Raw genomic sequence first — 23,894 nt, 5'->3', positions numbered from 1 at the left:
CTTTGTCAAAAATTATATCCCATGCCAAATTTTCTTAAACTCCTTATAAAAGAGGTTAGAAGAGAAACCGCAGCTGCCGTTTCGATACTTTTTAATGTTCCCGAAGAATTAAAAGACAATTATGAATTCGTGGCAGGTCAATATGTAAATCTAAGACTTACCTTGGACGGAAAAGAAATCCGTCGTGCGTATTCTATTTGTTCTTCACCGGAAAGTGGCGAATTGCGCATTGCCGTAAAAGCCGTAAAAGATGGTTTGTTTTCTCAATTTGCTAACAATCAACTAAAAGCCGGAGATGTTCTCGAAGTAGGAAAACCTGAAGGTAAATTCGTTTTTGAACCTGAAGCCAACAAGCAAAAAAACTATGTTGCTTTTGCTTCCGGAAGCGGAATTACCCCTGTTTTGTCTATCCTGAAATCAGTTTTAAAAAGCGAACCTAAAAGTTCTTTTGTACTGGTTTACGGAAACAAATCGCCTGAACAGACTATTTTTCACCAAGAATTACATGATTTGCATTTGCAATATGTAAATAGATTGTTTGTTCATTATGTGTACAGTCAGGTCAAAGTAGATGAAGCATTGTTTGGTCGAATTGACAAATCGGTGGTGAATTATGTTCTGAACAACAAACACTCAGCCTTAGAATTTGAAAAATTCTATTTGTGTGGTCCTGAAGCAATGATTGACAATGTTTCCGGGATTTTGAAAGAGAAAAACGTAAAAGAATCGGCTATCAAGTTTGAACTTTTCAAGGCTTCGGTTCATGAACATGAAATAAAAGATTTAAGCGGACATTCGAAAATTACCATTATGGTTGACGATGAAGAAACTTCATTCGAAATGTCCCAAAAACAAACTATTCTGGAAGCGGCCTTAAAACAAGGAATCGACGCACCTTATTCCTGTCAGGGCGGAATTTGCAGCAGCTGTCTTTGCCGCGTAACCGAAGGAAGCGCCGAAATGAAGAAAAACTCGATTCTTACCGATAAAGAAATTGCCGATGGACTAATCCTAAGCTGTCAGGCACACCCAACATCAGAAACGATCTATGTGGATTATGATGATGTTTAGTATTAAATATCAATATTGAAATTCCAAATTACAATAACTAAAAACTTCTCTTTAAAAAGGGAAGTTTTTTTTATTTAATTTATTATCTTAGTAGTAAATCTAAGATAATCGCAATCTTTCTAAATCTAGAATGGATTTGTAGAGTCAAACCTATTTGTCAACCCGTTTAAAACATTAAATATTATGACAATCCACAACCAAATTCACCCTCTTCATCTCTCTTTTATTTTACTATTTGTAGTAACGGCTCTGTTTTCTGCCTTCATCATTATTAAAATATTGAATACTAAAAAAGTACCTAAACTACTTGATGAAGAAAAATACCGCTCAACAATGCTTGGGAAAATGTTAGAAATAACAAAGAACGACATAACGGTTTTTAACATCTGGCCGTTTGTTAGCCAATTAAAAACAGCTAAGATTCTCTCCCACAAAATCAAAGAGCGTGAGTTGATTTATAAAGTTTATAGAAATTCAACGGAAGATTTTGAACACATTTTACTGGCTACCGAAAAAGAAAATAATTTTGTTGTAATTGTTGTAGATAAAAACAAAAACAAAACAATAGGTTATTACCTTCTCAATCAAGACAGAGAATATGACTTAGTGGCTTAATTTTTTGCATTCGTTACCGATACTCATAACAAGAACTTCTCTGAAAAGGGAAGTTTTTTTGTTATATATAAAATTGATTTTTCTTACATTAGCAATAATTAAAGTGATTGAAATCTAGTTAATTTTGATTATACTATCATCAATATTTAAAAACAAGAGTGTGAAACGACAGAACTATATATTGAAAATTGATAATCCTTGTCATCAAGATTGGAATTCAATGTATAAAATTAGTAATGGAAAATTTTGTTCCTATTGTTCAAAAACTGTGATTGATTTTACTTCCTTAACAGATAATAAAATTATTCAAATCGTTGACCAAAAATCAGATAAAATTTGTGGTCGCTTGAATGAAGTGCAACTTAACAGACTTATTGAAAATAAGCAACTTGAAAACCGTTCAATATTATATAAAACACTAACTGGACTTTTTTTATTAGGAACAACAATAAATTCATTTGCAAAAAATAATCCATTTTCAAAACAATCTTCCCGAATAGAAATTGTATCTGTTATTGATACAAAATTAAATACGTCATATCAAAAAAAACAGAAAAAAGAACCTGTTTTAGACAGTTTAAAAAATATAATTGAAGGAAAAGTTATTGATAGTAAATCAAAAGAACCATTACCAGGTGTAAATATCTTAATCAAAAACAGTAAAACAGAAACAATAACTAATTTGGACGGAAATTTTAAACTTATAATCCCTGATAATTTATTGACCAACAAAATCCATATTATAATCTCTTATATTGGTTACGAAAATACTGAAACTATAATCGACAAATCAGAATTACCCAAAACTAAAGACCTTTTTATTATTAAAGCTCAACAAGCTTTACTAGGTGAAGTTGTAGTAATAAAAAACAAAAGATGGTGGCAGTTTTGGAAAAGTAAAAAATTCAAATATTAATACTTCATTATATTATCATACTATGAAATCCATTCGAGAAATTTTCAAGAACAACCCTTCTCTTATTGACGAACCAGAAGTAATGCAACTTATGGACTATTGCGAGCAATTGCAGGACGAAATTGTAGAGTTCAAATTTCAGAAAACAAACAACAAAGAACTGGCCATGCTCGATATGCTCAAAGAAGTTATTAAAGGCTGTAACGCCATCGAAAAAGAGCAAATGGAACACGAACGCTTTGGTTACCCTGCACCTGATTATCTGGAAACCATTTCAAATCTAAAAAGATATATTTATGACAGATGTAAGGATGAAAAGATATATTTGTAGGTCATTGCGAGGAACGGGCTCCATCACACGTGGAGAGTAACAAATGGGATTGCTTCGTTCCTCGCAATGACTATAAAAAAGCATTCCACATAAACATATTTTTTTGTCTTTCGTTTTCTTCTTTTTCTTCTTTGTCATCGCCATAACTGAACCAGTCTTTTGTTTTTTCTTCAATCAAGGATTTCAAAGCTGTAAAATCATAGGTTTTTTTAGCCGTGAAGGGTTTTATTTCAGCAGCATTGCTAAATGTTACGTCAACTTTAGTTGCAATATATGAAGTGTATAATCTTGGAATGGTAAGACCTAAAATCATGCCGGGTAAACCACTTATAGAACAAGGTCCTCCTGAAATGGTAATATCATCGGTGTAAAAGGCAAAAACATAAACATCTTTCATAATTTTCCCAACTGCCTTTCGACAATTGTATCCTGCTATTTCCCTGTTCTCATTGGTGATTTTCCATTCAATTTTTGGAATACTATCGGTAATAACAAAATTAGTTCCTATAATTTGTTTTTGCATACTCATGGTTCCTGTGGTAAAATCAAAATACCAGCTGTTTTCCTCATCAGCATCTTTATAGTATTTTGGAATCCTTGTTTTTGGGCTCCATCTGTCAAATTTGAATATGCTTTTGTTATCTGCAAAAGTATAAGTGAAATAAGAAATCTTAAGGTCAGACAAATTGTCTTTCATCATCTCATCCCAACTACGATTACTCATTGTTTTTTTTAGATTGGTACTTACTTCAAATTCAATAATAGCCTTATCTACAAATTGCTGTGCAAAAGTGGACGTTGTAAAAATTAATGATATAATTATAAAATATATTGTTTTCATCGTTTGTAAATTATGAGTTGTGAAATTGTCCTTAAAGTCGTTGCAACCAAATAAATCTATTTTTTGGCTGTTTCCCCTCCATTTTTAAAATTCCAAGTAAAACCTATCATCGCATATCGTTTAAGTCGGTCATTTTGTTCCTGACTAATGGTGTTTTGATATACATTTCGTTGAATACCTATATTCTGATTTAAAATATCCCGTACCATTATATAAGCTGTAAACTCGTCTTTCTTGAAAGTACGTTGCAATCTGGCATTCCACAATTGATTGGTCAAATTATCCTGAAAATCTATTGTTTTTTGTCGGGTGCTTAAATTGTAATCGGTAGACAGTTTCCATTTTTCACCCAAAAAAACGCCTAAATTTAAATTCAATTCATTAGTATTGAATGATTTTACTTCGCTGTTTTGAGTAGTACTGCTTCGATTATAAGAAAATCTGTTGCTCAGGCTAATATCATATTTCTTTTGCTTATATTTAGACAAATAAACTGAAAATCCTGTATTTAAATTTTTAGTATCACCCATTTTATCATTGATACTTATTACCGATTTATTATAATTAATATTTGGTCTGAAATCAGCATATAAATCAATTTTCTTAATCTTTAATCCGTATCCAAAATAGAAATTTGCTGAAAAATTGCCATTCGAATTTATTGGTTTGGAAATGGTTTTGGCTGTTTCAGGGTCTATTGTACTGTTATAAATAATTTGATTAGCTGTTGTACTAAAAGAAAGCCCCTGATAAATCTGAGTTTCTGTTAGCATATTATAACTATTCTGGTTGATGTTTATTCTATTAGTAAAAGATTGTTTTAAATCAGGATTCCCTAAGGTTTGATTAAAGAAATCCTGATTGTTTCTTAAAGGCTGCAATTGTTCAAGGCTAGGCTGTCTGGTTGATCCCTGATAATCAAAACGCAAATTACTGTTACTTTTATACTTATAAGAGAAATTAGCCGACGGGAAAAAGTTGGTATAATTGCGCTTGTATTCTTTATTCATACTTAAATCCTGTAAATCGAAAGTAGTAAAACCAAAACCACTGCCAATACTATAATTGATTTTTTTAGCATTGTAACTCAATCTTACATTAGGTCTTTGTGTAACAACTGCCTGTTCAAACTGGTTTGACAACGAAGTTACTAATTCATCATACTTAGCTGTATCTTCCGAATAATCATAAGTAAAATAGTTGTTTTTACCCTTGTCATAGGTTATTTGGTAACTAAACTGCAATGCTAACTGCTTGGCAATAGGCTCCGAATAACTTACACTTGCTGTAAAATTTTGATTCGCTCTGTCGCCAATTTTATTTTGATTTACATCCACTTTAGAATCAAAATTACCATTAATATAACTTTCATTAGATGACTTTAAAATGTTATTCGAATTGGTATTCAAAAGACTCCAACTGCTACTGAATGAAAAGGTACGGCGGGCTTTGGCGAATTTATGTTTGAACAGTAAACCCGCTGATAAAGCAGACTTATCCGAATCGGTAATGAATGTTCTCTGTTGTTTATTTTTCAAAACATCAGCCTCACCAGTTGTTTTTCTATTAGTAAATTCATCACTTTGCGTTTGATAAAAATTAGTTTTGGCAGAGAATTTTATAGAGTTTACCGAATCTAATTTTACATCATAAACTGCATTGAGTTTAAAGTTTCTTCTATTAACATTAGTTTCCGTTGAACTTTCTTCATTCAAAAAAGTATCTCCCACCTGTGTTTGCGAAATTCTACTATTATTGTTGGTGTAAATTTGCTGATTAAATTTTGGGGAAACATTCAGATTTTGTTTTTCATTCCACTTGTTAGTGTACTGTATGCCGGCATTGGTGTTTTTGATAAAACCGTTTTGGGTATTAACATAAGGTTCCCCGTCATTACTGCCTCCCACCCATTCGTAACTCACATTTCCATCATCATCCATATTCATGCTTATATTTCCATCACGAGCACCAAATTTCTCACTATCTTCCCAACTCAAACCATCCTGACCCGTATTTCCATTCAATAAAAATGCAGATAGTTTTCTTTTTCCTTTAAAACTACTCACCATCAGATTGGTATTGTATCTGGAATCAGCATCGGTAAAAGGCTGATTGGCTCCGTCTATTTTACCAAAATAGCCTTTCTTCTTGTCTTCTTTTAATTTCAGATTAATTGTTTTTTGGGTTTTGCCATCGTCAATGCCTGTAAATTCAGCCTGTTCGCTTTTCTTATTAAAAACCTGTACTTCTTTTACAGCATCTGCACGTAGATTTTTTACTGCCATGCCTGGATCATCACCAAAAAATTCTTCTCCATCTACCAATACTTTTTGTACGGTTTCGCCCATAGCTTTTATAACCCCATTTCTATCTACCTGAATACCTGGCAATTTTTTAAGTAATTCTTCTACATTGGCATTGGCATCTACTTTAAAATCACTAGCCCTGTAACTGGTAGTATCTCCTTTAATTCTAATAGAACCTGTCTTTACAACTACTTCTCGCAACACTTCTATTTTACTTTTCAAAGCAATTGTTCCCAAATTTTTATCGTTATCATTAACAATTATGGCATCTACATAATCGGCATATTGACTGTGGGAAGTCATCAAAATATAGTTTCCTGCTTTTACATTTTTAAGATTAAAATTCCCCTTTTTATCCGATCGGGTAAACCTATATAAAATAGAGTCGACAGGGGTTAATAAAGCAACAACCGAATTGTGAACTGCTGTTTTATCTTTACTATCAGTTACAACACCTGAAATAATCGCTTTTTGAGAAAATGCTGAAAAAGAGAATAAGAACAAAATTGCAATTGTTAATGTAATTTTTGGCATAAATAGTTTCTGTTTATATTGTATTAACATTTAAAAAAAGCAACTCGACAAAAAAAGTCCCTCTTTTCCCTAGATTAGCTTGAGTTGTAAGAGCTAACTCACAGCGAGCCAAAATAGTATTTTTTACACTTATAATTTAAAAGCTATTTGTTAAATAATTGATAAAATTATTCTTTCAAAAAATAATTGAAGAAACAACAAGTTTAAATATGAATTTGATTTAATTCACTTGTTTACACTAACTTAATTTTTTTACAATAGAATCAACGGAAATCGTTCGCATGGCATCTTCATAACCTTCTACTTTTTTGTTCCCGTAAACAGAAGTAGGCAATAATGGATACTTTTCTCTATCGGAAACCAAGGCGTTTTCCTGTGGTTGATTGAATGGTGCAAAACCAGCAAAAGGATGTGTAGCACCCCAAAGTGTGACTACTTTTACCCCTAATATGGCTGCAATATGCGCATTTCCGGAATCCATGGAAAGCATCACATCCAAATTACTGATGAGTTGTAGTTCCTGCTGGAATTTGATTTTTCCCGCCATATTGATGACGTTTTCGTATGGAAACGAAATAGAATCCAAGATTTCGATTTCTTTTTTTCCTCCGCCAAAAAGCAAGATTTTATTTTCTGGATTTTCAGCCAATTTAGCTATTACTTGCTGCATTAAATCCAAAGGATAAACTTTAGATTCGTATTGTGCAAAAGGCGCAATTCCGATTAGTTTTTGATGATTTTCGCCTATTATAGAAACAATTTTAGGATCTAAAACCGCTTTTTCAGGAAATTCCGGATTCGATAAATTAACAGCAAAACCTAATTTTTTAAATACCTGGGTATGATTCTCAAACATCGTTGGGAGTTGTTTGAAAACCTTGTTTTCAAGAGCGGTTAATGCTTTTTTTCCTTCACGGCCTTTATCAACGGCTGCTACTTTTTTTCCGCTTAAAGCAAAAAGTGTTCGCACAATTTTAGAACGCAAAACATTATGCAAATCGGCAAAAGCGTCGATTTTTAACTTTCTTAATTCCTGAAACAATCGCAGCAAACCCGGAAAACCTTTATGAAGTTCTTTCTCATCAAAAGCAAAGAAAGAAAGATTGGGAATTCCTTCAAAAAAAGGCTTAAAAAATGGTCGGGAAACCACGGTAATTTGAACCGTTGGATACTGTTTTACAAAGGCGCGTAAAACAGGAACCGTCATGGCAACATCTCCCATTGCGGAGAGTCTCATGACGGCTATATGCTTTATTTTTGAAGTCAATTGACTATTCAATTATTTCTTCCCATGGTATAAAACAGGATTCAATTCGTCGTCGTTGTACATTTTCATTTGTTTGTACACTTTCATGAATTTATCTCCGTTTTCGATATCAGTCAACAAATCATCAATGGCTGTAGACAAATCAGTTCTTTGTTCTAAAAGTACATTTAGTTTTTCCTGACATTTATCTCTGTGTTCTTGTGAAGCCTCTGTACGATTAGCTTCTTCAGTCATGTGGTAAATTTTCAATGCTAAAATTGACAATCTGTCAAATGCCCAAGCCGGACTTTCTGAATTGATTTTTGCCTCTTCTTTTACAACAACCTTACTGTATTTTTGTAGAAAATAACTATCAATATATTCCACCATATCAGTACGTTCCTGATTAGAAGCATCGATTCTTCTTTTCAAAGTCAAAGCCGCCACCGGATCAATTTGTGGATCACGAATGATATCCTCGAAATGCCATTGTACGGTGTCAATCCAATTTTTCAGGTACAATAAATGCTCAAACTGTTCCTTCGGGAAAGGATTGTTTATCGGTTGGTCTACATTATCAAATTGGTGATAATCTTTTATACTTTGTTCAAAAACGGAATAAGCTAATTTTGAAAACATATTTATCTTTTTATTTAGACAAAGATACTTTTTATACTTTTATAAAAAAATTACATTTTAACTTTCTGTACCACATTTCTAACCAACAATTCTTCTCTTATGAAAATTCATTATTTATCAGAAAAAAATAGCATTTTAAACCATTTTTTAGGAGAGATAAGAGATGTAAACGTCCATAAAGATGCGATGCGATTCAGACGAAATATAGAGCGCATCGGCGAAATTATGGCTTACGAATTAAGCAAAGAATTGGATTATAAAGCCATCGAAATTCAAACTCCTCTTGGAATCAAAAAAACAACCCAAATTGCCGATACTATTGTTCTTTGTTCCATTTTAAGAGCGGGTTTAAGCATGCATTTGGGCTTTTTAAATTATTTTGACCAGGCCGAAAACGGATTTATTTCAGCCTATAGATACCATCCTAATAATGATGATTTTTTTGAGATAAAAGTCGAATACCAGGCCATTGCCGATATCAATGATAAATGCTTATTATTGATAGATCCTATGCTTGCTACGGGACAATCAATTGTTGCCGTTTACAATAGATTGATGGAAAGAGGAATACCAAAAAAAATTCATATAGCCGTGACAATTGCCGCGCCAGAAGGTATTGCTTATCTGGAAAAACATTTGCCTGATAACTTTCACCTATGGATAGGCGCATTAGACGAAAAACTAAATGAGCACAGTTATATTGTTCCGGGTCTTGGAGACGCTGGCGACCTGGCTTACGGAATCAAATTATAATTGAGCGAAAAAAGCAAATAAACTACACAATATCAACACTCCTAAAGCCAGTTCCTGATTTAATTTTAACTGCGGCATTTCGATATGACCGGTAGCCATCATTGCCAAAGGAGCAATGGTAAACACCAATAAATCATTACTTTTATGAGCCGAAATCACATAAATTACTACAGCAATTAAAAACGCGATTATAATTTTCTTGAACGAAGCATGTAACAATAATGGTCTGGAAGATAAAGTCATTAGCATCGAAATAACAAAAAACAAAGACACCGTGGCATAAATAGACAGCGCTGCATTCTGGTAAATATTGGTGAAATAATCAATGCTGAAATTAGTTTCTATTCCATTGGTAATATAACCTATCGCATCAGCATTAAATATTAACGAATACAAAGCAAAAATAATGGCTATTGCAAAAAAGGCAATAAAAGGCAAAAGCCAATTTCTATAATCCCCCGAAACATGCGAGATAATAGAAATAAACACCAATACCAAATACAAAATACACCAAAAATGAAATAAGGCAGCTACAAAAATCCATAAGGAAGCATCAAATATTTTCTCTTTGGATGCTTTTTGAGATTGCAACGAAATAAGCCTGCGAAATGCTAAAAGAATAAAAAAGTTAGCAAAGACAAGATTGATATTATCATAAAGTGTTGGAAAAAAAAGCAGCAACAACAGAAAGAATAAAATGCTATAGGCACTGTCTTTACTGAGACCATTTCTTTTAGATATAAAATTAGTAATCAATGCCGAAGCCAAAATTACAATGCCTATTGCTGTCTTTTTAAAAACCAAAACAGCCGAATTTGACCAAGCTAAATCTTGAATTTGATATATAAAATCGAAAAACAATATCAAAAATACTACTAAAGAAAAATTTAATAGTGTAGATTTTTTAAAAACACTTGTAATCATAAGGATATTTTATACTTTTGTGACTGTAAATATAATACTTGTTTAAAAAGGAAACGAGTTATAGTAAAATTTTATTGGGTCAATGAAATTTTTAATTATTTACCCAATTATAAAACGATTCATAAAATTTTAAATTATATATCATGAAAGCATTTTTCGAAGGAATACAAACTCTTTTTGTTGATTTTCTTTTCAAACCATTAGACGGTTTACGCGCTTTAGAACTAGTAAGTTGGTTTGGTGCTAATACACTAAACTGGATTTTTATGATTATCTGTGCAGCTGCAATTGTTTACTGGATTAAACAATTACGTATTTTTGATGATGCTGGAACTGAAAATCAAGATACTACAGCTCACTCTTTCTTAAAATAAGGATAGAGAAATAAACTGATTCAAATAAAAAACGTCCTGATAGCCATCAGGACGTTTTTTTATACAACTTGGTTTCAATTTTAAACTAAATCGAAACCAATATCTTTTCTGAAATACACATTGTCAAAATGGATTGCCTCAATGTTTTGGTACGATTGCGCCAAAGCTTCCTGGAAAGAATCACCATAAGAAGTAATTGCCAGTACTCTTCCCCCATTAGTTACTACACTTCCGTTATCCAATTTTGTTCCTGCATGGAAAACAATAGAATTATTCACGTTTTCTAATCCCGAAATTACTTTTCCTTTTTCAAAATCTTCCGGATAACCACCAGAAACAAGCATTACCGTAGTGGCACTTCTTTCGTCTATTTCTAATTCAATTTTGTCTAATTTTTCAGTGGCTACAGCCAAAAACAATTCAACTAAATCGGTTTTCAATCTTGGAATAACCACTTCAGTTTCCGGATCTCCCATTCGAACATTGTATTCAATTACGATTGGTTCGTTTTTAACATTGATTAAACCAATAAAAACAAAACCTTTGTATGGAATTCCATCTTTTTGAAAACCTTCAATCGTAGGTTTTACAATACGAGTTTCAATTTTTTCCATCAACACCTCATCAACATAAGGAACTGGAGAAACCGCTCCCATTCCACCTGTATTCAATCCTGCATCGCCTTCACCAATACGTTTGTAATCTTTGGCTGTTGGTAAAATTTTATAGCTTTTCCCATCAGTTAAAACGAAACAACTCAATTCAATTCCATCCAAAAATTCTTCAATAACTACTTTTGAACTCGCAGCACCAAATTTTTGACCCACTAACATGTTTCTCAATTCTTCTTTGGCTTCGGCCAAATCATGAATTATCAAAACTCCTTTTCCGGCTGCTAATCCGTCTGCTTTAAGAACGTAAGGTGGCTGTAAAGTTTCTAAGAAATCGCATCCTTTTTCTACTGTTTCAGCCGTAAAACTATCATAAGCTGCTGTTGGGATTTTATGTTTTACCAAAAATTCTTTAGCAAACTCTTTACTTCCTTCTAATTGTGCTCCAATTTTTGAAGGACCAATTACCGGAACATGACTCAACTGTGCATCATTCAAAAAGAAATCATAAATACCTTTTACTAATGGATCTTCAGGACCTACAACAACCATTTCTATGTTTTCCTTAATAACCAAAGCTTTAATCGCTTCAAAATCGGTTACAGCAATGGCAACATTGGTAGCAATTGCATCAGTTCCAGCATTTCCAGGTGCCATAAAAAGGGTATCACAAAGTGGACTTTGAACCATTTTCCATGCAAATGCATGCTCTCTTCCTCCTGAACCCAATAGTAATATATTCATGTCTTTTAATTTTAGTTGCAAAAACTCATTTTTAGAGTGCTGCAAAAATAATTGCTTTTGAACGTAAAAAATAATTATTTATTAAAAAGTTGTCGATTCTTCTCCTTTAGTTCTTCTTAATAATATTATTTTTGAGGAAATAAACACTCGCATGTTTTCTATTTTCGATCTTTCGCTGCAACTAAATGCTTTCCCTATCAAGAAAGCAAAATCCGATTTGGACAAAATAGTAGCTCTTTATCCTCAAGAAAAAAGACAATTTATTGAAAATCAGAAACAAGCTATTGTTGAATTTCATTTAGAAAACAATCCTTTTTATCAAAAATTAGCTGGTTCGAAAGAATATAAAAACTGGGAAGACTTACCCGTTTTAAACAAAACCAATCTCCAAAGTCCTCTAGAATCGAGACTTTCGAAAGGTTTTTCAACTAAAAACTGTTACATCAACAAAACCTCAGGTTCCAGCGGCACACCTTTTATTTTTGCCAAAGACAAATATGCCCATGCACTTACCTGGGCTTCAAATATGTACCGTTTTGGTTGGTTTGGAATCGATTTTAATCGTTCGCTGCAAGCCCGATTTTATGGTATTCCACTAGATTTTATTGGATACAAAAAAGAACGTTTTAAGGACTTTTTAAGTAAGCGTTTCCGATTTCCAATTTTTGATTTATCAGATGCCGTTTTAGAAAAAATGCTGAAAAAATTTCAGAATACAAAATTCGAATATCTCAACGGCTACACTAGTTCGATTGTGTTGTTTGCTAAATTTTTGCGAAAGCGAAACCTCATATTAAAAGACATTTGTCCTACTTTGAAAGTATGTATGGTCACTTCTGAAATGCTTTTTGAAGACGACAAAAAATTATTAGAAACCCAATTCGGAATTCCAATTGTCAATGAATACGGAGCTTCAGAACTGGATTTAATCGCTTTCGAAAACCCCAAAAACGAATGGCAAATCAATTCCGAAACGCTTTTTGTTGAAATCCTGGACGAAAATAATAAGGTTTTGCCTTATGGCGAAGAAGGGCGCATTGCAATAACTTCACTATTCAACAAAGCGCATCCTTTTATTCGTTACGACATTGGCGATATTGGAATTTTGGACGAACGAAGTACTTTGGAAAAACCCATTTTAAAACAACTTATTGGTCGAACCAATGATATTGCCATTCTTCCAAGTGGAAAAAAATCACCGGGATTGACGTTTTATTATGTAACCAAATCGATTATTGAAGATGGTGGAAACGTCAAAGAATTTATTATCAAACAACGAAAAATCGATAGTTTTGAGATTGAATACGTAAGTGAAAATGAATTAGATTTGGTACAAATTCAAAAAATAGAAGAGACGATTGCATTATATCTAGAGCCCAACTTGCATTTTACATTTATTAGAAAAAACACTTTAGAAAGAACCGCTAGAGGCAAATTGAAACAATTTACTTCATTTTTATAACGTAAATAAAATCGTATATTAGTGTTATATAAACTATAAAGCGATGAACTCAGAACTTATTCTTTCGGAAGAGACAATTTCTAATAACATTTACTACATTAGAAATCAAAAAGTAATGTTGGATAGAGATTTGGCAATACTTTATGGCATTGAAAACAAACGACTTAACGAACAAGTTAAAAGAAATATAACTAGATTTCCAGAAGATTTCATGTTTCAACTCACTGAAAATGAATACAATTCTTTAAGGTCGCAAATTGCGACCTTAAAGAAAGGAAGAGGTGCACATCGAAAATATCTTCCATTTGCTTTCACAGAACACGGCGTTTTAATGTTATCTAGCGTTTTGAATAGCGAAAAAGCCATTCAAACCAACATTCAAATTATGCGGATTTTTACCAAAGTAAGACAAATGCTTTTAGACACAACCGAAATAAAATTGGATATTGTTCAAATTCAGAAAAAACTGGAAAATCAAGGGAAAAATATTGAATTAGTTTTCTCTTATTTAGATGAGTTAACCGAGAAAAAAGAGGAGCAGAAACCAAGAACAAAAATTGGATATAAAAAATAGTTAACTCTCTTTAGAATAAAATGGTTTTATAGCTAATTGAGTAAATAAAAAACCAATCATACACAAGCTGGAAACTACTAAGTTAAAACCGTGAAATTGCCTGTAAACCGCAAAATTATATTGGATTAAAGCAGTTTTAGAAGTGGATAAGGAATTATCTCTTACACGATACAAAGCCAAACTTTCAGGAACAGGTTTTGCTGTTTTAATCTTTTTCAAAATGGTCAGCCAATGCATCCAATCCTGACGTTTTCGAATGGAAGAAATACCGATTTTTGCAAAATATTCCACATCATAAATTCCGGTCAGATTCCCCACATAATTGCAAAAAAACAATTGAAGATACGACAAATTTCGTGGTGCTTCTACCCTTTTATTTAATGAATTTCCTTGCTCGTCGATGCAATCGTAAAACGAAAAAGTAAATGGTAAATTTTGCTTTTGCATGAAATTGATTTGCTTTTCGAGTTTTTTGGGTTTCCACAAATCATCGGCATCCAGAAACGAAATGTATTTTCCGGCAGCCTTTGAAACTCCAAAATTTCGTGCTACTCCTGTGCCTGAATTTTTTTCTAACGGATAAAATTGAATCCTTTTATCCGTTAAAAAAATAGTAATTATAGTTTGGGTTTCATCAGTCGAACCGTCGTCAACTAATAACATTTCCCAGTTTTGATACGTTTGTTTTTGGACAGAAATAATAGTATCTGAAATGTATTTCTCAGAATTGAATGTTGGTATAATTACAGATACTAAAGGCTTTTCCATTTTTACTTAATATAATCCGTAAAATCCTTGTGTTCTTCTTTAGAAAGCTCTTCCGGAGACAAAGATTTGAAATATTCATAGGTAATTTTCATTCCTTCGGTACGACCTACTTTAGCTTCCCAACCTAATAATTCTTTTGCTTTGGTAGTATCCGGTTGACGTTGCAAAGGATCATTTATTGGCAACGGATGATAAACCACTTTTTGGTTAGTTCCTGTTAATTTAATGATTTCTTCGGCAAAATCTTTGATGGTAATTTCATCAGGGTTTCCAATATTTACCGGATATACGTAATCAGAATGCAGCAATCTGTAAATTCCTTCTACCTGATCATCGACATAACAAAACGAACGCGTTTGCAATCCATCACCAAAAATGGTTAAATCTTCACCACGAATTGCCTGACCAATAAACGCCGGAATTACACGACCGTCGTTAAGACGCATTCTTGGACCATAAGTATTGAATATTCTAACAATACGCGTTTCTACACCGTGAAAAGTATGGTATGCCATCGTGATGGATTCCTGAAAACGTTTGGCCTCATCGTAAACTCCTCTTGGTCCAATCGTATTTACATTTCCATAATATTCTTCAGTTTGCGGATGTACCAATGGATCTCCATAAACTTCAGAAGTGGAAGCAATCAAGATTCGGGCTTTTTTTACTCTTGCTAATCCCAATAAATTATGCGTCCCAAGAGAACCCACTTTCAAAGTCTGAATTGGAATTTTTAAATAATCGATTGGACTTGCCGGTGAGGCAAAATGTAAAATATAATCCAATTCACCCGGAACATGAACAAACTTAGTAATATCATGATGATAGAACTCAAAATTCTCCAGTTTGAACAAATGTTCTATATTTTTCAAATCTCCCGTAATGAGATTATCCATTCCTATAACAAAATAACCTTCTTTGATAAAACGATCGCATAAATGAGAACCTAAAAATCCCGCAGCACCTGTAATCAATATTCTTTTCATAACTATATATTTATCAATTGCTTTCTAATTGATATTAAAAATTTGTTCTAATATTTTTATGGTAATCAAATAAGTAGGTTTTACCCCTGTTGTTCCCAATCCGCCTGAAGCCAGAGTACTTCCAGTTTCCAGTGGATTATCGGAAGCGTAATAAGCATAACGCACTTTGACATCCTTTGGAATGCTTTTTCTAATTTTAGAAGCCGATTGTATCGCTTTTTGATAATGCGAACCTTCCATTTCCAAACCAATAACGCCCCAGGTCGATTCGTGAAAAAACTTCAACAAATCCCTGTTTTGCAACGAAGTCCCAAGAACAGTCACCATGGCACCTTCATAAACCGAAATTCCATTTCCTTGAAACATTTCGGCGGTTAATTCATTTTCGAAAAAATAATTATCAGCAGTTCCTTCATTGATATGCGCATTCGGAATCATGATATCGCCTTTTCTCCCTTCGAGAATTCCCGCTTTTCCCATGATTGAAACCGACTGAATATTTAAAAAAATATTCTTTTTATAAGGTTTTAATAACTCGTCAACGGTTTCATAAGCCTGTTCGCCAAAGGCATAATCCATCACAATAAGCACCGGTTTTTCTCCTTCAAAATAAGCCTCCGGAAAAGCACTTGTAGCCCAGTCAATCTTAGCCGTATCAAAAATTTGAACGTCAATATTAGTTCCAACCGTCTCCGGCAAGGAAATCATCCCTTGTTTTAAAGCTTCTTCAACAACCTTACTTCTGAATCCATTAGCAGTAGGTTTGCTTAATTCTTCGAAAATATCAAAATCCGACTTGCCCTTGAAAGTAGTTTTTAAAACCTTTTTTGCAAAAATAGAGTTCATTACCGAGTGCATATTGGCACTAATAATGTGAATAGGACGTTCTAAAAGCTGATTTTCCTTTAAAACCTCCTTGATGTTCGTTGCCCATATTTCGCCGTGAATATGATGTCCTAAACGTTCCCTGAGAATCGGGCTGAAAGTAATGGTTCTTTTGTTGTTATGAACTACTTCTTCGATAGCTAATTTTCCCAACCAAAAAATGATATGTAAAAAACGATCCGGCAATTCATTTGAACCAAAATCATCATAAATATCCAATACATCTTCAAAGGTTCTGCCTAAAATATTAGCCGCATGTGAAATGGCAATTTCCTTTTCGACCAAGGTTAATTTTTCATTTTGCAAAACCGCCTGTTCCAGTTTTTGCCAATCGCGCGAAACTTCGCCTCCATCGTCCAGCAAAACCCTGTCTTTTATCTTATGCGATTCGATAAAAATAAAAGTCAGATGCGTCAGAATATCATAAATATCCGAGCGACCACGGGTAATTTCGATATTCATTTGTTCCTCATCGATTCGGTAGCAATTTCGTTTTCTTTTGGGCGGAACAATCGCTTGAAAATGCGATTTCGAATAACCTTCATCAGAAGTCAGGTTGATAAAACGACACTCTTCAATTCCTAACGGTAAACGCTCGATAACGTACAAAAGTCCTTTTAATTCTACTTTTTCGTCGGCAATATTTCCATAAATTTCAGGACGCAAAGTCATCAATGCTTCACGCAAAGTATCGCCCGAAACACCCATCGGTTTGTAAAAACCTCTATTGAACAAATGACGCATCGTAATGTACATTTTTTCAATAGCCGCCGATGATTCCTGGGCTCTGGTTCTGGATATGTTTTTAGCTTCTTTCATGAGTTTTTAGATAAAAAATCCGCAATTTTTCTATCGTTGGCAAGTCTTGGAATTTTATTCTGACCTCCTAATTTTCCAATGGATTTCATGTATTCCTGAAAACCATTTTTAGGCACTTTGGTAATCACTACTTTTTGCAAAATGTTCCCTACAATCAAATCGTCGTAGTAAATGTTTTGCTTGCGCATGGCGTTGTCTATCGCTTCCGCAAAATGTTCCAAGTCTTCAGGTTCTCCCGAAGCTTCGGGATCAAATTCAATGAACCATTCGTGATACGGCAAACCGCTCGCAGGATTGATTTGTGGTGCCACAGTAAACTCATTCACTCGAATATTTGTTCCTTCCATCGCTTCCTGCAAAGCACATTCTACTTCTTTGCCAATAACATGTTCGCCAAAAGCCGAAATGTAATGTTTAATTCGACCAGAAACAATTACTCTGTATGGTTTTAAACTTGTAAACTGTACCGTATCGCCAATATTATACGCCCAAAGTCCCGCATTAGTAGAAATAATCAATACATAATTCACTCCTAATTCGACTTCACCAATCGTATAACGTCGAGGATTTTCGGTATAAAATTCATCCGATTTTATGAATTCGTAGAAAATTCCGGAATTCAATAGTAACAACATTCCCTTTTCTTTTTGGGAATCCTGGTATGCAAAAAATCCTTCCGAAGCCGGAAACAATTCAATACTGTCTACTTTTCGTCCGATTAGATTTTCAAACTTGGCTCTGTAAGGTTCATAATTGACACCACCGTAAATGAACAAATTGAAATTCTTGAAGATTTCGCCTACTGGCTTCCCTCCTTTTTGCTGTAATTTCTCGAAATACATTTGCACCCACGATGGAATCCCCGAAATTACCGTCATATTTTCATCGAAAGTCTCTTCGACGATTGCATCAATTTTAGCTTCCCAATCTTCCATGCAATTGGTTTCCCAGGAAGGCATACGGTTTTTTTGTAAATATCTAGGAACAAAATGCGCCACGATTCCTGAAAGTCGACCAAATTTAATTCCGTATTTCTCTTCTAAAATGGGACTTCCCTGTAGAAAAATCATTTTACCATGAACAAAATCAGCATTTCCTGTTTCGTGAATGTAATGCAAAATTGCATTTCGAGCCGCTTCAATATGATACGGCATGGATTCCTTGGTAAGCGGAATATATTTAGCCCCAGAAGTCGTTCCCGAAGTTTTGGCAAAATACAAGGGTTTACCTTTCCACAACACATTTTCTTCGCCTTTTACGACTTTTTCAACATAAGGTTTTAAATCTTCGTAATCGCGAATGGGAACTTGTTTGGCAAAATCGGCAGTGGTTTTAATTTGGTCAAAATGATGGTCTTTTCCAAATTGTGTTTGTTGCGCGTCTTTGATTAAACTTTCAAAAACCGCTTGTTGAGCCGCTATCGGATTCCTTGCCCAAAGCTGTGTTTTTTTATAAATATTTTTAGCAAATAGTTTTGCCGCTATTGATTTTATTGACATTTCGTTTTGCTGATTATAATTTGTTGAGAAAAAATGAATTCAATTTTCAGGAATTAACTGCCTATTTTTTCTTCTTTTTAGACGCCGTTTGCTGCGCTTTTTTATCTTCTTTCTCCACCTCGGCTCTCAGTTCTAATTCTTCTTTTGAAGTCGATAAATCTGCTTTTTGAATCGTATCTGTCACTGATGCTAAAATGGAATCTTTATTGAATTTAGCATAATCTAATTGTCCGTTAAGTACTTTTTGAATCGACTGAATATAGGCTTCGTTTTTCTTTAATGCCGCTGTTAAGGAATCAGATTTTAAAGCTAATTCTGTGGCATCTTTTTTTAATTGTGAAGAAGAATAACCGGGAATATATTCGCGTAGCGGTGTAAAAGCGATGATAAAAGTGGTAACTGCAATCAAGAAAATAGCACCCAGTGAAGCTACCACAAAAACATTCATTAAAGTCAGTTTTAAAGAAAAAGTTTCTTCAAAAGTATCCTCATTCAATATAACCAATCGGTTTTTAGTGAATAATTTTCTGTGAAGTTTCTTTCTTTTTAGTCTTTTCCCTGACATGCTTTTTCTTTATTTCACAAATATAATAATTAATGTCAATCAATGTGCTTTGCCAGCATTAGCTTCTCATTATAAATGATTGAAAAAAAATTAGATAATTTTTAACGTTATCTAAACTAAATAATTGCCTTAAAATGAGTTCGTGTTAAGTTATTCTAATTATCTTTGTTGCCAGTTTTTATTACAAATTTGCTTCGGCAATAAATTATTCAATCATGGGAAGATTAGGTTTACCAGAAATCCTTGTTATAGTTGCAGTTATTTTATTACTTTTTGGAGGTAAAAAAATTCCAGAATTAATGAAAGGTCTTGGTAGTGGAATTAAAGAATTCAAAAACGCTGCAAAAGAAGACCAACAGCCAGCTGATAAAAAAGAAGAAAAAAGCGAAGAAGAGACAAAATAAAAAATTCTGTTTTTTATTAAAAATCCCAAAATCCAATTATACTTGGATTTTGGGATTTTTTATTTTTGGGATTTTACAAAATCATCGTCAACTGAATACGCTTTCTATCTTCATCCACTTCAGTCACTTTTACAGTAACATGCTGATGCAATTTGACCACTTCATTAACATCGCTTACAAAACCTGCTTTAAGCTGAGAGATATGAACCAAACCGCTTTCTTTGATACCCAAATCAACAAAGCAACCAAAATTGGTAATGTTATTAACAATTCCGTTCAAAATCATACCCGTTTTCAAATCTTTAATGGTTTTTACATTCGGGTCAAATTCGAATACTTTAGCGGCTTTTCTTGGATCCAATCCCGGTTTTTCCAACTCTTTAATAATGTCTTTTAAAGTCAGCAAACCAATCTCAGGCGTAATGTAATTTTCAGCTCTAATAAGTGCTGTTCTTTCTTTATTGGCAATCAAATCAGTCACTTTTAACTTTAAATCTTTTGCCATTTTTTCCACAATTGGATAGGCTTCTGGATGCACCGCTGAATTATCCAATGGATTTTTTCCGTCTTTTATTCGAATAAAAGCCACGCCTTGCTGATAGGCTTTTTCGCCTAATCTAGGCACTTTTTTCAATTGTTTTCTGTCTTCAAAAGGGCCGTTTTCAGAACGGTAATTCACTATATTTTCGGCCAGCTTCTCTCCTATTCCACTCACATAACTCAACAAATGTTTACTGGCTGTATTAATATTTACACCAACAGAATTCACGCAACGAACAACTGTAGTATCTAATTCTTCTTTCAATTTGGTTTGATCCACATCGTGTTGATACTGACCTACGCCAATGGCTTTTGGGTCAATTTTTACCAATTCGGCCAAAGGATCGCTCAATCTTCTCCCAATAGAAACCGAACCACGAACTGTCACATCATAATTTGGAAACTCCTCACGGGCAATTTTAGAAGCCGAATACACCGAAGCCCCAGCCTCAGAAACCACAAAAACCTGAACCGGTTTGTCAAAAGCAATTTTCTTGATAAAAAACTCCGTTTCTCTTGAAGCAGTTCCATTTCCTATTGAAATTGCTTCTATATTATAAGCATTCACCATCGAACGAATTTTTTTCATTGCCATCGCAGTTTCATTTTGTGGCGCATGTGGATAAATGGTTTCGTTGTACAACAAATCGCCTTTTTCATCCAGACAAACTACTTTACAACCACTTCTAAATCCGGGATCAATAGCTAAAATTCGTTTTTCACCTAAAGGTGGAGCCAACAATAATTGCCCCAAATTATTCGCAAAAACCTGAATAGAATTGGCATCAGCTTTGGCTTTGGCTTCCTGTAAAGTTTCATTTGAAATAGCAGGATTCAACAGTCTTTTATAACTGTCTTCAATGGCTAATTGGACATGTGGCGTAGTAGCATTTTGCCCTTTTAAAACCAATTCGTCAATAATATCATAGGCTTCATCAATATCCACTTCAACTTTAAACTTGATAAAACCTTCATTTTCGGCACGAAGCATCGCCAACAATCTGTGTGAAGGCGCTTTTGTCAACGGTTCTGACCAATCAAAATATTGGTTGAATTTTTGAGCGTCTGCTTCGTCTTTTTTTGTTTTTACAACTTTAGTAGTGATGGTTGCTTTTCGTTGAAAAAGTCTTCGCAACTGTTTTCTAACAAAAATATTTTCGTTAATCCATTCGGCAATAATGTCCCGTGCGCCTTGTAAAGCCGCATCTTCATTAATCACATTGTCATTCAAATATTTCGTTGCCAAGAAATCGACATCATCATTATTTTGTGCCATGATGATTTTAGCCAAAGGTTCCAAACCATTTTCACGGGCAACATCGGCCTTAGTTTTTTTCTTCTTTTTGAAAGGAAGATAAAAATCTTCCAATTCCTGTAAATCAAAACTTTGTTGGATTTTTCTATCTAATTCCGGCGTCAATCCGTTTTGCTCTTCAATTGATTTTAGAATAGCTTCTTTGCGTTTTACAATCGCTTCGTATTCTTTTTGAAGTTTGGCAATTTGTTCAATTTGTACTTCATCCAGATTTCCTGTAGTGTCTTTTCGATAACGGGAAATAAAAGGAATCGTGCAATCTTCTTCTAATAATTGAACGGTTTTTTGAATATTTATGGCTGCTGTAGCAACATTTTTGGAGATGAATTCTATATTAGTCATTGGTCTATTTTTCTATTGGCTAAAATAATATCTTTGATTTTAATTTGATACAAATGCCTTCTTTATTCTATTTCTTTTTAATACTAAATGCTATTGCTTTCTTACTCATGGGATATGACAAACAATTAGCTATTCGACAAAAAAGAAGAATTTCTGAACGAACGCTTCTTACTTTTGTATTTATTGGAGGTACAATTGGTTCAGGATTAGCCATGCTCTTATTTAGACATAAAATTGCAAAAGCTTCTTATTTATTCAAATTTATAGGAATCATAATAATTCAAATAATAACATTATTTTGGATTTATAAATCATAAAAAAAGCCCGGTGAATTACCGGGCTAAGTATTTATTTTGGTGCGTAGCACCGCAAAAAAATTATTTACAAGAAATTTTATCTACTCTATTTTGGTGTCTTCCACCTTCGAATTCTGTAGTTAAAAAAGTTTCAACAATTTCCATTGCTTGTTGTACTGATGTATAACGCGCCGGAAGACATAATATATTAGCATCATTATGCAAACGGGTTAAGTATGCTATTTCTTTCATCCAACATAATCCAGCTCTTACCTTTGGATGTTTATTAACAGTCATGGCAATTCCGTTACCGCTTCCGCAAATTACAATTCCATAATCTGCTTTTCCTTCTGCAACATCAGAAGCTACAGGATGACCAAAATCAGGATAATCAACAGAAGCATCTGTATCAGTTCCATAATTCTTTACTTGATATCCTTTTGCTTTAAGCATTGCTACAATTGCTTTTTTATATTCTGGACCAGCGTGATCGTTTCCTATTGAGATTTTCATTTTATGTCTATTTAATTTTTTGCAAATTTACCAAAACTATTTGTATTTTATTATTTTTAAAATAATAGAAAATATATAATCTACTTTTAATATATAATCCTCAGATTACGAATATAATAGAGGTTTATCAACATTTTTAATAATTCATAAAACATTGAAAATCAATTAATATAATATAATTAATTTGTTAAAATTTTACATTGTTAATAGTGATTCATAATCGCTTGATTTTCAGTTAACTTTAATTTAACATCTTTTGTTGATAAGTTGAGATAGAAAATCAGAAGTTTTTTTTGGTTGTATCGAAAAAAAATCTAATCCAAAATTGGAATTTAATAACCTAAAAAAGTTTGGATGATTTTTAGAAAAGTTATAAACACAAAAAACTAGTTTATCAATACAATTTCAAAAATTACTTATTTACATTTTAAAATGATTTTAGGTTATCAACGGTTGTTAATTAAATTTTAAAAAGACCTTAAAATTAAATATTTAGCTACATATAACTATGTTAATAAGTCTTTATAACATGGTAAAACTTCATTATAATACAATTTCTAAAAAAATTATTGCAGCTATTAACACGCTATAATAACAAACAATAATTTAATTAATTTAAAATTTTCTTTTTTATAATATTAATATATGTTGACAACTTTGAAAAGATTAAACAATTTTCAAATTGTTATTGTATTTCATTTCCTGAAGAATTGCTATTACTGTTGCAGTATCGTTAGGATGAATTTTAAGTTTGATTCCGCCTAAAGCTGTTGAATACATCGGAGCTATGGATGACATGATTTCGTTTTCAAAGTAATATTGCAAACCTTCCTGATCTAATCGGTGTTTTAAGATTTCGATTTGATGAATGTAATCAAAAGTAGCAATGGTAATAAAAGTTTCCATATCAAATTGTTTTTACAAAGTTGAAACGATTGCTAATGCGTTATATTTTCTTTAAAACTGTTCTTATATTCTTTTAACTGTTAACTATTTTGTAATTTTCGACTTTTAAGAAAAG

The 23,894-nt window shown here is 33.1% G+C and carries 24 protein-coding genes; 10 read left to right on the top strand and 14 right to left on the bottom strand.

From position 1 onward, the window contains the following. Positions 1 to 21: 21 nt before the first annotated feature. The 4 genes from EOD40_RS02395 (at position 22) to EOD40_RS02380 (ending at position 2,933) form a co-directional block, all read left to right on the top strand. Complete coding sequence (locus EOD40_RS02395) at positions 22 to 1,071, top strand: ferredoxin--NADP reductase (protein WP_128193298.1); 1,050 nt, start codon at positions 22 to 24, stop codon at positions 1,069 to 1,071. Positions 1,072 to 1,254: 183 nt separating this feature from the next. Beyond that, positions 1,255 to 1,686 (top strand): hypothetical protein, encoded by a 432-nt coding sequence (locus EOD40_RS02390; protein WP_128193297.1) that lies wholly within the window; start codon positions 1,255 to 1,257, stop codon positions 1,684 to 1,686. A 160-nt stretch (positions 1,687 to 1,846) separates the two neighbouring features. Then, positions 1,847 to 2,602 (top strand): carboxypeptidase-like regulatory domain-containing protein, encoded by a 756-nt coding sequence (locus EOD40_RS02385; protein ID WP_128193296.1) that lies wholly within the window; start codon positions 1,847 to 1,849, stop codon positions 2,600 to 2,602. A 22-nt stretch (positions 2,603 to 2,624) separates the two neighbouring features. Continuing rightward, a complete protein-coding gene (locus tag EOD40_RS02380) occupies positions 2,625 to 2,933 on the top strand; it encodes a hypothetical protein (protein ID WP_128193295.1) in 309 nt (102 codons plus the stop codon). 70 nt (positions 2,934 to 3,003) lie between these two features. Here EOD40_RS02380 and EOD40_RS02375 read toward each other — a convergent pair whose 3' ends face one another. The 4 genes from EOD40_RS02375 to EOD40_RS02360 form a co-directional block, all read right to left on the bottom strand. Next, positions 3,004 to 3,774 (bottom strand): GLPGLI family protein, encoded by a 771-nt coding sequence (locus EOD40_RS02375; protein ID WP_128193294.1) that lies wholly within the window; start codon positions 3,772 to 3,774, stop codon positions 3,004 to 3,006. A 56-nt stretch (positions 3,775 to 3,830) separates the two neighbouring features. Next, positions 3,831 to 6,614 (bottom strand): outer membrane beta-barrel protein, encoded by a 2,784-nt coding sequence (locus EOD40_RS02370; protein ID WP_164905438.1) that lies wholly within the window; start codon positions 6,612 to 6,614, stop codon positions 3,831 to 3,833. 238 nt (positions 6,615 to 6,852) lie between these two features. Continuing rightward, a complete protein-coding gene (locus EOD40_RS02365) occupies positions 6,853 to 7,851 on the bottom strand; it encodes a glycosyltransferase family 9 protein (protein WP_128193292.1) in 999 nt (332 codons plus the stop codon). Positions 7,852 to 7,893: 42 nt separating this feature from the next. Beyond that, complete coding sequence (locus EOD40_RS02360; RefSeq protein ID WP_128193291.1) at positions 7,894 to 8,499, bottom strand: DUF4254 domain-containing protein; 606 nt, start codon at positions 8,497 to 8,499, stop codon at positions 7,894 to 7,896. Positions 8,500 to 8,598: 99 nt separating this feature from the next. Between EOD40_RS02360 and upp the strand changes: the two genes are divergently transcribed. Further along, a complete protein-coding gene (upp, locus tag EOD40_RS02355) occupies positions 8,599 to 9,252 on the top strand; it encodes a uracil phosphoribosyltransferase (protein ID WP_128193290.1) in 654 nt (217 codons plus the stop codon). On the opposite strand, the gene EOD40_RS02350 is transcribed toward upp, so the two are convergent. Further along, the gene (locus tag EOD40_RS02350; protein WP_128193289.1) at positions 9,247 to 10,176 is read right to left on the bottom strand and encodes a hypothetical protein; all 930 of its coding nucleotides are present in this window, start codon (positions 10,174 to 10,176) and stop codon (positions 9,247 to 9,249) included. The two genes, upp and EOD40_RS02350, sit on opposite strands and share 6 nt — an antisense overlap. A 143-nt stretch (positions 10,177 to 10,319) precedes the next feature. Here EOD40_RS02350 and EOD40_RS02345 point away from each other — a divergent pair, with 143 nt between their 5' ends. Next, positions 10,320 to 10,550, top strand: a complete 231-nt coding sequence (locus EOD40_RS02345) for a DUF6341 family protein (protein ID WP_128193288.1) — start codon at positions 10,320 to 10,322, stop codon at positions 10,548 to 10,550. 80 nt (positions 10,551 to 10,630) lie between these two features. On the opposite strand, the gene purD is transcribed toward EOD40_RS02345, so the two are convergent. Next, positions 10,631 to 11,905, bottom strand: a complete 1,275-nt coding sequence (purD, locus tag EOD40_RS02340) for a phosphoribosylamine--glycine ligase (protein WP_128193287.1) — start codon at positions 11,903 to 11,905, stop codon at positions 10,631 to 10,633. Between the two features lie 151 nt (positions 11,906 to 12,056). Here purD and EOD40_RS02335 point away from each other — a divergent pair, with 151 nt between their 5' ends. After that, complete coding sequence (locus tag EOD40_RS02335) at positions 12,057 to 13,367, top strand: phenylacetate--CoA ligase family protein (protein ID WP_128193286.1); 1,311 nt, start codon at positions 12,057 to 12,059, stop codon at positions 13,365 to 13,367. A gap of 43 nt (positions 13,368 to 13,410) precedes the next feature. Further along, positions 13,411 to 13,941 carry an ORF6N domain-containing protein gene (locus tag EOD40_RS02330; RefSeq protein WP_128193285.1) on the top strand — a complete coding sequence of 177 codons (531 nt, stop codon included), beginning with the start codon at positions 13,411 to 13,413 and terminating at the stop codon, positions 13,939 to 13,941. On the opposite strand, the gene EOD40_RS02325 is transcribed toward EOD40_RS02330, so the two are convergent. The 5 genes from EOD40_RS02325 to EOD40_RS02305 form a co-directional block, all read right to left on the bottom strand. Then, positions 13,942 to 14,709, bottom strand: coding sequence for a glycosyltransferase family 2 protein (locus EOD40_RS02325; protein ID WP_128193284.1), 768 nt, complete (start codon positions 14,707 to 14,709; stop codon positions 13,942 to 13,944). It abuts the gene before it with no gap. Positions 14,710 to 14,711: 2 nt separating this feature from the next. Continuing rightward, positions 14,712 to 15,695, bottom strand: coding sequence for a UDP-glucuronic acid decarboxylase family protein (locus tag EOD40_RS02320; RefSeq protein WP_128193283.1), 984 nt, complete (start codon positions 15,693 to 15,695; stop codon positions 14,712 to 14,714). Between the two features lie 24 nt (positions 15,696 to 15,719). Next, positions 15,720 to 17,399 carry a DUF6909 family protein gene (locus tag EOD40_RS02315; RefSeq protein ID WP_128193282.1) on the bottom strand — a complete coding sequence of 560 codons (1,680 nt, stop codon included), beginning with the start codon at positions 17,397 to 17,399 and terminating at the stop codon, positions 15,720 to 15,722. Then, a complete protein-coding gene (locus EOD40_RS02310; RefSeq protein WP_128193281.1) occupies positions 17,396 to 18,898 on the bottom strand; it encodes a GH3 auxin-responsive promoter family protein in 1,503 nt (500 codons plus the stop codon). Before EOD40_RS02310 ends, EOD40_RS02315 begins: the two co-directional genes overlap by 4 nt. A gap of 61 nt (positions 18,899 to 18,959) precedes the next feature. After that, positions 18,960 to 19,463, bottom strand: coding sequence for a peptidase (locus EOD40_RS02305; RefSeq protein WP_128193280.1), 504 nt, complete (start codon positions 19,461 to 19,463; stop codon positions 18,960 to 18,962). A gap of 215 nt (positions 19,464 to 19,678) precedes the next feature. Here EOD40_RS02305 and EOD40_RS02300 point away from each other — a divergent pair, with 215 nt between their 5' ends. After that, positions 19,679 to 19,867 carry a Sec-independent protein translocase subunit TatA/TatB gene (locus EOD40_RS02300; RefSeq protein ID WP_128193279.1) on the top strand — a complete coding sequence of 63 codons (189 nt, stop codon included), beginning with the start codon at positions 19,679 to 19,681 and terminating at the stop codon, positions 19,865 to 19,867. Positions 19,868 to 19,940: 73 nt separating this feature from the next. On the opposite strand, the gene EOD40_RS02295 is transcribed toward EOD40_RS02300, so the two are convergent. Further along, complete coding sequence (locus EOD40_RS02295; protein WP_128193278.1) at positions 19,941 to 22,064, bottom strand: Tex family protein; 2,124 nt, start codon at positions 22,062 to 22,064, stop codon at positions 19,941 to 19,943. A gap of 53 nt (positions 22,065 to 22,117) precedes the next feature. Here EOD40_RS02295 and EOD40_RS02290 point away from each other — a divergent pair, with 53 nt between their 5' ends. Next, positions 22,118 to 22,381, top strand: coding sequence for a DUF1294 domain-containing protein (locus EOD40_RS02290; RefSeq protein WP_128193277.1), 264 nt, complete (start codon positions 22,118 to 22,120; stop codon positions 22,379 to 22,381). Between the two features lie 60 nt (positions 22,382 to 22,441). On the opposite strand, the gene rpiB is transcribed toward EOD40_RS02290, so the two are convergent. Together rpiB and EOD40_RS02280 are read right to left on the bottom strand one after the other, a co-directional pair. After that, positions 22,442 to 22,873: a ribose 5-phosphate isomerase B gene (rpiB, locus tag EOD40_RS02285; RefSeq protein ID WP_128193276.1), complete on the bottom strand. Its 432-nt coding sequence runs from the start codon at positions 22,871 to 22,873 to the stop codon at positions 22,442 to 22,444. A 666-nt stretch (positions 22,874 to 23,539) separates the two neighbouring features. Continuing rightward, positions 23,540 to 23,779, bottom strand: coding sequence for a DUF2007 domain-containing protein (locus EOD40_RS02280; RefSeq protein WP_128193275.1), 240 nt, complete (start codon positions 23,777 to 23,779; stop codon positions 23,540 to 23,542). Positions 23,780 to 23,894 lie beyond the last annotated feature (115 nt).

Origin of the sequence: Flavobacterium sufflavum (assembly GCF_004016525.1) — a bacterium.
GTDB classification, from domain to species: domain Bacteria; phylum Bacteroidota; class Bacteroidia; order Flavobacteriales; family Flavobacteriaceae; genus Flavobacterium; species Flavobacterium sufflavum.
This window is presented reverse-complemented; position numbering and strand designations above follow the sequence as displayed.